This is a genomic window from Salinibacterium sp., assembly GCF_031364185.1.
Taxonomy (GTDB): Bacteria; Actinomycetota; Actinomycetes; order Actinomycetales; family Microbacteriaceae; genus Rhodoglobus.
This window is the reverse complement of the sequence record NZ_JANLVV010000381.1, coordinates 1-8016: the sequence shown is the minus strand read 5'-3', so window position 1 is coordinate 8016 and position 8016 is coordinate 1. Positions and strand designations below refer to the sequence as shown.

Genomic DNA, 8016 nt, shown 5'->3' with positions numbered 1-8016 from the left:
TGTCGACCTACGCCTGCCCGAGGGCGTTGTGATTCGGATTGTTCACGCCGGCCATGATCTAGATTCGATTGCGGAGATGGAATCCGAGGTCTGGGGCGAGGATTTCAGTTGGCTCGCCAACGATCTCCACAGCCGGATAACAGCTGAGCCGGAAAATATCGTTGTTCTCGTGGCGGAAGATGAGGGTCGGGTCGTCTCGGCAGCCTGGCTCGTATTCAAAGACGGGACAGACTTCGCTGGATTGTGGGGTGGTTCCACTCTGGTCGAGTGGCGAGATCAAGGAATCTACACAGCGCTTGTGGCGAGGCGAGCTCAGATCGCGTGGGAACGAGGCGTGAAATATCTCCAAGTGGATGCCTCCAAAGACAGTGAGCCCATCCTCCTCAGACTCGGGTTTATCGCGATCACGACCACGACACCGTATGTATGGACCCCGCATCTCAATTAGCAGCCTGCCGGAAGGCTTTCCGTCCGGGCGCGTCGCTCGGCACCCGCGGGACAGCCGTAGGTTAGTTGACGGGGAGCCCGTCGAGAGCTTCACAAACGGTGATAGTCACGATCATTCAGTAGGCCGCCAAACTGGCGTATCTGGCGCAACGTAATTATGTGAGCGCAGACATCGAACTTTCTGTCAGTCAAGCGCGACATGACTTTTCCGATGCTGTCAATCGGGCCGCATACGGTGGAAAGATCACCTAGGTAACGCGCGGGCTGTGAGCCCCGCTTGAACCTAAGCTTCCTCTGCGGGGCGGGACGGGGCAGGCACGTATCTGCCGCACGAGGTGCTGTGTGTCTACATTTCGTCTACACTTCGTTTATGGCAACAGAGACTACGACCGTCCGCATTCGACGACCCGATTCCGAACGCCTTCAACTCATCGCAAAGGCCCGTGAGGCCTCGATTATTGATGTCGTGCATGACGCCATTGATGCGCTGGAGCGGCGTGAGTTCCTACGCGGGCTCAACGAGGACTACCGGCGTTTGCGCGATGATCCCGAACAATGGGAGCGATATGTGGCCGAACGCACCGAGTGGGATGCGCTGGCTTGATCTGGCGCGGAGAGGTCCACTACGTGGATCTCGGCCGGCCGATCGGCCACGAGCCGGCCTTCAGACGACCGGCCGTGGTGGTATCCGTTGACATCCTCAATAACGGTGCGGGTGGGCTGGTTGTTATCGTGCCGATTACTACGCGCGGATACGGGCTTCGAAGCCACGTCGAGTTGGAGCCTGAGGTTAGCGGGCTGGAACATACGTGCTACGCCCGCTGCGATCAGTTGCGGGTGGTCTCGGTCGAGCGGCTAACCTCTCGGCACGGGATGGTCGGTCCTGGTTCGATGCAAGAGATCGACCAGTCTCTGCGATTCGTCCTAGATCTGTGATGACGAACTGCGAGGACGCGAGCCGCTACCGGGCGGTTCGAGCTGCCGCCTAAGACCTTCCTTTGTGACGCACCCGAGCGGTGTTCAGAAGGCGACTGGATGAGGCATCCACATCGTCGAAAGGAATTCACCGCCCCCCGCATCGTCCCAATGCTCGTCGTTTGCGCGATTCTTTCAACGTCACTCAGGTCTCCGCTGATCGATCTGCTGAAATGTCAGACCGTGCAAGGATCGCTCGGGTCGCACTTTCCCAGGCCTAGGGTGGTTGATCACGCTTCCGCTCCCGCCTAGTGTGGGGCCGGGTGTCCACACTCTGACTAGACGGTTGTTGATGAGGAAGCTCGTGCTGAAGACGTCCATGTCGCGGGCCGTCGATTGTTCGAGACTTTCGTCGCCTTTTACCCGACATCGGCGATTTCGATGGCTGCTCCGATGAACGAGAAACCCAAGGTCGTGTTCACTCGGCAGTCGGCATACCAACCCGGCGCGCAGATTGCATCGACCACGCAGCCGTCCGTCGCGACGACCTACACCCAGGCCCGAGTCGCCAGTGGCGACATCGCCACGGAGACTGAGCGCCTGAAGCAGGAGCCCGGCGACTACATCCTCGCTCAAGGGGGCGTGGAATTCGGCCGGAGCCTCGTGCAGTCGGGCCTGGTCGACGAGTATCGGTTCGCTGTGCTCCCGGTCGTGTTGGGTTCCGGCGAAGGTCTATTCACAGGATTGCAGGAGGAACTGGATCTCGAGCTGGTCAGCTCAACGGCCTTTTCTGGAGGGGCGATGGGCAGCGTCTACCGTCCCAAGATCCAGACCGCTATCGAGTACCTCGTCTAACATCGTGGAATCTCTTGCAGGCCGAGTCAACGCTCGGCGCACCCCCCGCAGACACGGAAAAAACGCTCTGCCTACGGGACGCTCTCTTCTGGCGAGGTGCTGCCGATCGCGGCTTGAATCTTCCGGATGATCGACCCGAGGATGCCCGACGCGAGAAGTCCGGCGCCGAGGGGGCCCGCGCGGTCCTCACCCAGTGGCGGCAACTGCAGAAGCGCCACCCGGACGTGAGGATTCATGTGCTCAAGTTGCCAGGAGATCTCATCAGAGGCGGCTGCGGGCTGCTCCGGAGCTGCCAGCCCGGCCGCTTGTGCGGCGTATGCGGCTGCGCCTAGAGCATGCGCGCCCATATGAGCGACCCCGGCAGCCTGACCCGCAGCCCGGGCGGCCGCCACGGCCGCAGGAGAGCTCACCGCATGCGCCGCGCGTCCAGCGATGAAGCGGCGGCGAATCTCGCCCGCTGCATCGAGTTCGCCGCGAGAAAAAGCCCGAGTGCGAGCGATAGCCTCTCGTGGTCGACCGTCTGTTGGAGCCTCCGTCTCGAACAAGACCAGGACTCGCTCGGCACAGTCCGCCGCCCACGTTGCGACAATGCGGCGATCAGCTTCGCTCAGTGACTGCGGGGAGGGCATGCCAGCATCTTTGCACTCTATGCCGCAGGCGGCGGACTCTCGATTTCGGCGCTCAGCCCCGAAATCATTTCGTCACTAGCGAGGGTTCTTTAAGAAAACGCCTGCCGGGGGTCGCCCGACTAACGATGGCCGCGACTGCTGCCGACACGAGCAGCGCCACCGATAAGCCGAGTAGAGCGGCGGCCGCGACATCCGAGGCCCAATGCACCAGGAGGTAGGTGCGACCCAGTGCCATGCCGATAATCCACACGACAGCGATGGCCCGGGTCCAGACCCGAGGGAACGCGATCGCTACCGCAATCGTTATCGCTGCCGCGGTATCCACATGTCCGGAGGGGTACGAGTCAGAGGTGACATCGACGATTCCATCGATAGGCCTCGGTCGAGCGATCATGAGCTTCAGGATGCTGCAGAGGCCCGACGCGAGGGCGACCGTGAGCCCGATCGTGAGAGCTTCCCGTCGGCGTCGGGCGAAGAACAACAACGCAACCAGCGCCGCCGTGATCACCGTCATCCAGACGGTGCCCCCGATGACGTTCAGACCTTGGGCGAGAGTATCTGCGACGGGGTTTCGGGAGGCGGCCAAGAGGTCGTGCCACCACACGTCAATCGGGGTAGGGCGGTTGAGCCCCACGAAACGGATGACGATGCCGGCGAGCGCGACAAGCACAAGGCCCAGTAGACCGATAACCCCGCCCGTAGGGACGAGACGGGGAAAGTGTGAGCGAACTGCGCCCATTGTGATGCTCCTTACGCCGGTCCTGACTGTACGGCGGGCGGGGTTGACGCAGCGTTGAGATGGCTGTTGACATATGAGAAAGCTTTCAGGGAAACGGAAAGGGCTGGCCCGCGAACCCGCGAGCCAGCCCCCGGTCCGGACTAGTCGGTTGTGCCGTCTTCGACCTCTACGCCGTTGACATCGTCGCTGGAGTCTTCGACCCCGGTGCTGTCAGCGCCATCTGGGCCATCGGTGGTCTCCGCGGCATCAGGGGCATCGGTCCCAGTACCCTCGTCGACTCCATCCTGCACATTGTCCGTGTCGGTTGCGTCGACAGGTTCAACGACCGAGACGGATTTCGAGGTCGGTGCCGCCTGGGCGGGCAGTGCGATGGCCAGCCCTCCGGCGATGAGGATCGCGAGCGCAGCTGCGGAGCCTGCGGCGACCTTGAGCTTCTTCTGCATGGTCATGTCCTTTCGTGTAGCTGCGTCGTGCGGGGTGCATGACGGTAGCTCAAGGCTAGAAATCACAGTGTGAGATGAACGTGAGAGCGGTGACGGAATGAGGCGGTCTCTCGGCCATCTCTCAGCAGCTCGACAACAAGCAGCTCGACAACAAGCAGCTCTGGGCAGCGGTCTTCCGGGTCGCACAGCTTCGCGCAAACGCGGCTTTGCTCATCACCTCTATCTCGTGTATTCGTAGACGGTCGTGCGATGGAGCCGAGTCGTTTCCGCCAACGCAAAACCCTGCGCTGCGAGCGCTGACTGCTGTGCCGATGAAGTATCGCCGACACTTCCCCGCAGGTCGACCACCCAGATGCGCGAAACTGCCGCGATGACCGGCGCAGCGCTCGAGAGCGGAAGCAGAAGATCCCAGAGCCCGGGATGCGCGTAAAAGGGCACCCTCAGCGCGACATCCACCAGTCCCGCGTAGTCGCCCGGATAGAGATGCAGGGCAAGTCGAGGGCGCCGTGATGGTTTGGTTGTGGGGTCAAAGTACACACCGTCACCAGGCACAGCCTCGGCACCGATAAACGAGGACACCTGGCGCCAGTCTGAACCACCATCCTTTGCAAACTCGCCGCGCTGGCTCATCCAGATGGGAAAAGCGAGCACGACAATCAGACCGAGCACGCACAGCCGCACCCAAAGCTGCCCGCGGGCAAGAGCACTCACTCCGAGGGCGACCAGGATGGCGGCGGCAGGGGCCGACATCGACAGGTAGCGCACGCTGTAGATCGGCATCACGACGGCACTGAAGGCGACGACCACAGCCGTGGGAAGCGCAAGCCACAGGATCGCCAGCACAGCGAGGCGACTCTGCTTAAAGCGCGGGTGTCGAACCGCGAAGATGACGGCGAGGAGGATGAGGGCCCAGCCGAAAATCGCCAGAGGAACATTTCCGAACCACTGGGTCACGACTATCCGTTCGACGCTCGCCGTCGCGCGACGCGAGAGAAACGCGATCTGCCCTCGCTCACTTATCGCCATCATCACGATCGGGGCAGCAAGAAGCATCCCCACGCTGGCAGAGAAGGCCCAGCGAAGACGAACTGCTCGAGCGCGCTGATCGATCACCACGAACGCGGCGTGCACCAGCACCACAAGTCCGAGATAGAGAAAGGAGTATATTCCGACCGCGAGAAGCATGGAGTAGCCGATCCATGGCATCCACCGCCTCTCAGATCGTCGCAGCAACAGGACCAGCAAGACGGTGAGCCACACCCCGATGGCTGTGGAGAAGGCGTACGAACGCGCCTCCGCACCCATGGCCGTGAATCGGGGAAGGACGGCACACACCACTCCGGCTATCAGGGCGGCGCGGCGGTCGGCCATGCTCGCGACAAGGATCACTACCCCCGCGGTCGCGATGCCTACGGCGATGGCGCTGGGCAGACGAACGGCGAACTCACTGGTACCGAATACTTGAATCCAGAAATGTAGGAACAGGTAGTAGGCGCCGTGCACAGCGTCAATGTTGGCCAGCATGGGGAACAAGCTGGCGAGCGAGCGCTGGGCAGACATTACGCTGGCCGCTTCATCACCCCAGAACGACGGAATCCACGCCAGTGTCAGGGACGTAACTGTGGCGATGGCACCCAGCAGAGTGGCGAGCAGGCCGGGTGAGGATTGCCATCGCGGACGGGGCACGGAGGTCATGCCCGGTGCGGGGAGTTCAGCAGTCGCGAGCATCAGTCACTCGACCTCCGATCTCATCCGAAGCGGCCCGTGTCACCTGCTGGCGCTACCGCGTGCTCGCGCTGCCATAGTGCGCCCGCTAGCTTGATGCAGGCTGCCCAGCAGATGTCAGATCCTGAAGAAGTTCTCACGTCCCGGAGAATGCCGTGTCTAAAGACCGTTCCTCTGAACTAGGAAACGGAGTGAACGCTATCGATTGCAATCACAGTAACGATGGAGATACAGGCAACGTCACCGTGACCGACGTGCCGACGCCCACGACCGACGCTATGCTCACCCGGCCATGGTGGGCCGCGAGGATCTGCCGCACCAACGGCAGCCCAAGCCCATAGCCGGGTGTGGATCTCGCCTCCTGTGCTCGCCAGAACCGGTCGAATGCATGAGCCGATTCGGCATCCGTCATCCCGGGCCCGTCATCCCTCACGAGAACACTCGCAACCCGTCCTGTGGACGAAAGCGACACTTCGATCGGGCCCGAGGGGCCGGAGAACTTGACCGCATTGTCCATAACGTTTGCCAGCGCGCGGGTCAGAAGTTCGGGCGAACCGAGCACGGTCACCGGTTCGGATTCGCGGATGGCGACCCTCGTGGCTGCCACCCCCAGCGCCTCCCGAGCACGATCGACAATATCGTTGAGCGAGACCGTTTCGAACGTTGCTTCCAACTCGCCCGAATCTGCGCGCGTCAACAGCAGCAGATCGTTAGTCAGTCGGGTGAGTCCCCCGGCCGCCTCTAACGCCACGGTCATTGCCGCCCGATACTGCGCGGGGGTGCGCGATTTCGACAGGGCCAGCTCAAGTTCGCCCTGAATGACGCTGAGCGGGGTTCGGAACTCGTGGGAGGCGCCATCCACAAACCGTTGCTGCAACTCATAGCTGCGCCGAACGGGCGCCAGCGCGCCTCGAGCCATGACGAAACTTGAGACGGGCAGGACCACCACCAGGAGCGCGTACCCCGTGATCAGCCCGGTACGCAGATTAGCGAAACCCTGCTCTGCGACGTTGCGGGATGCCTCGCCATCCAGTTCGGCGGCGTCGATGTCGAAGGTGCCGACCACGAAGGCATAGATGCCCAGCGCGAAGGCTCCGAAGAGGATCAGCTGAACCAGGGTGTAGGTCAGCGTGAGCCTGACCAGCGCGCGACGGAAGATCATGAATCTGCCGCGATCACATAGCCGGCGCCCCGACGAGTCTCGATGATGTCGGGCTCGCCGGGGAGGGTGAGTTTCTGGCGCAGGTAGCGAATGTAGGTCTGCACGACGTTGCTGAATCCCTCGTAATTGCTGTCCCAGGCGTGATCGATCAACTCGGTAGCGCTGATGATCTGACCCGCATTGCGCATGAGATATTCCAGCACGGCGAACTCTTTAGCCGTAAGAACCATCGTGCGCCCTGACCTGGTCGCGGTGCGCGTCGCCGGATCGAGAGTCACTCCCTGCGCGCGAAGCACAGGGGCCTGGGCGCGAGGCGCACGGCGCAGAAGCGCCCGAACGCGCGCGAGGAGTTCGACGAGGTGGAACGGTTTGACGAGGTAGTCATCGGCCCCGGCGTCGAGCCCCTCGACGCGCTTCCGAGTGGAGTCCAACGCGGTCAACATGAGCACGGGCACGTCGTGGCTGAGCTCCCTGATTCGGGCACACACATCCATTCCTCCCCGAGGAAGGCCCGGCAGCATGAGGTCAAGCACCACGAGATCATAGGTCTCTATCTCGAATGCCTCGACCCCCGCCGGCGCGGTGTGGGCGACATCCACGGCATACCCCGCTTCGGCGAGGGTGCGCCGGACAACGTCGGCGATGCGGACGTCGTCCTCCACCACTAGCAGTTTCACGCTGGCCCCCTGAGGGCCGGGTCAGTCAGCGGCATCCCCTGCACCAGAACCCTTCGTTGCGGTGGCGTTGGCGACCTTTACTCCAGCGGCGCTCACTTCGACGGTGAAATCCACCTGGTTCTTGGAGCTTCGGTAGATACTGAACGCGTTCTCCGGAAAGTGGCCCGGGCCTGTCTCGCCGTCAAACGACAGCGTAGCCGTAGCTCCCGCAGCCACCGTGAATCCCGTGAGAGCCTGGTAATACGCTTCACTCTGGCCGGTCGTCACATCCGTCATCACGTAATAGATCTCGAAGGATGACAGCTCGCTCGCCGTGTCGTTTCGCAGGGTCACCTGCAGTCGGTCATCGATGGCGGCTTTCGTGTCTGGGTCGACGATGTCTTCCGCCGCCGCCAACACGATCGTCAGACCCGGTGTCGTGCTG

General features: G+C 62.3%; 10 protein-coding genes and 1 pseudogene. 4 read left to right on the top strand and 7 right to left on the bottom strand.

The annotated features are described in order from the left end of the window. The 4 genes and pseudogenes from RMN95_RS16515 to RMN95_RS16500 all read left to right on the top strand — a co-directional run. The coding region (locus tag RMN95_RS16515) for a GNAT family N-acetyltransferase (protein WP_309617996.1) at positions 1 to 448 on the top strand (448 nt) is incomplete at its 5' end. Between the two features lie 369 nt (positions 449 to 817). Next, positions 818 to 1051, top strand: a complete 234-nt coding sequence (locus RMN95_RS16510; RefSeq protein ID WP_309617995.1) for a hypothetical protein — start codon at positions 818 to 820, stop codon at positions 1049 to 1051. Continuing rightward, positions 1003 to 1383, top strand: a complete 381-nt coding sequence (locus RMN95_RS16505; protein ID WP_309617994.1) for a type II toxin-antitoxin system PemK/MazF family toxin — start codon at positions 1003 to 1005, stop codon at positions 1381 to 1383. The genes RMN95_RS16510 and RMN95_RS16505 overlap by 49 nt, the downstream gene beginning before the upstream one ends. Before the next feature lie 336 nt (positions 1384 to 1719). Further along, positions 1720 to 2217, top strand: a pseudogene (locus RMN95_RS16500) (dihydrofolate reductase family protein); the annotation flags it as partial. Between the two features lie 71 nt (positions 2218 to 2288). Here RMN95_RS16500 and RMN95_RS16495 read toward each other — a convergent pair. The 7 genes from RMN95_RS16495 to RMN95_RS16465 all read right to left on the bottom strand — a co-directional run. Further along, positions 2289 to 2846, bottom strand: a complete 558-nt coding sequence (locus RMN95_RS16495; RefSeq protein WP_309617993.1) for a putative immunity protein — start codon at positions 2844 to 2846, stop codon at positions 2289 to 2291. A 64-nt stretch (positions 2847 to 2910) separates the two neighbouring features. Then, positions 2911 to 3585 (bottom strand): phosphatase PAP2 family protein, encoded by a 675-nt coding sequence (locus RMN95_RS16490; protein WP_309617992.1) that lies wholly within the window; start codon positions 3583 to 3585, stop codon positions 2911 to 2913. A gap of 140 nt (positions 3586 to 3725) precedes the next feature. Further along, positions 3726 to 4034 carry a hypothetical protein gene (locus tag RMN95_RS16485; RefSeq protein WP_309617991.1) on the bottom strand — a complete coding sequence of 103 codons (309 nt, stop codon included), beginning with the start codon at positions 4032 to 4034 and terminating at the stop codon, positions 3726 to 3728. 213 nt (positions 4035 to 4247) lie between these two features. Beyond that, complete coding sequence (locus RMN95_RS16480; RefSeq protein WP_309617990.1) at positions 4248 to 5756, bottom strand: glycosyltransferase family 39 protein; 1509 nt, start codon at positions 5754 to 5756, stop codon at positions 4248 to 4250. Positions 5757 to 5964: 208 nt separating this feature from the next. Continuing rightward, positions 5965 to 6915 (bottom strand): HAMP domain-containing sensor histidine kinase, encoded by a 951-nt coding sequence (locus tag RMN95_RS16475; protein ID WP_309617989.1) that lies wholly within the window; start codon positions 6913 to 6915, stop codon positions 5965 to 5967. Further along, a complete protein-coding gene (locus tag RMN95_RS16470) occupies positions 6912 to 7592 on the bottom strand; it encodes a response regulator transcription factor (RefSeq protein ID WP_309617988.1) in 681 nt (226 codons plus the stop codon). Before RMN95_RS16470 ends, RMN95_RS16475 begins: the two co-directional genes overlap by 4 nt. 21 nt (positions 7593 to 7613) lie before the next feature. Then, a partial coding sequence (locus RMN95_RS16465) for a hypothetical protein (RefSeq protein WP_309617987.1) occupies positions 7614 to 8016 on the bottom strand: 403 nt, incomplete at its 5' end.

Coding starts and splice junctions, on each gene's coding strand:
- RMN95_RS16475 (WP_309617989.1), bottom strand. CDS start 6,915: ATGATCTTCCGTCGCGCGCTGGTCAGGCTCACGCTGACCTACACCCTG.
- RMN95_RS16505 (WP_309617994.1), top strand. CDS start 1,003: ATGGGAGCGATATGTGGCCGAACGCACCGAGTGGGATGCGCTGGCTTG.
- RMN95_RS16495 (WP_309617993.1), bottom strand. CDS start 2,846: ATGCCCTCCCCGCAGTCACTGAGCGAAGCTGATCGCCGCATTGTCGCA.
- RMN95_RS16490 (WP_309617992.1), bottom strand. CDS start 3,585: ATGGGCGCAGTTCGCTCACACTTTCCCCGTCTCGTCCCTACGGGCGGG.
- RMN95_RS16510 (WP_309617995.1), top strand. CDS start 818: ATGGCAACAGAGACTACGACCGTCCGCATTCGACGACCCGATTCCGAA.
- RMN95_RS16485 (WP_309617991.1), bottom strand. CDS start 4,034: ATGACCATGCAGAAGAAGCTCAAGGTCGCCGCAGGCTCCGCAGCTGCG.
- RMN95_RS16480 (WP_309617990.1), bottom strand. CDS start 5,756: ATGCTCGCGACTGCTGAACTCCCCGCACCGGGCATGACCTCCGTGCCC.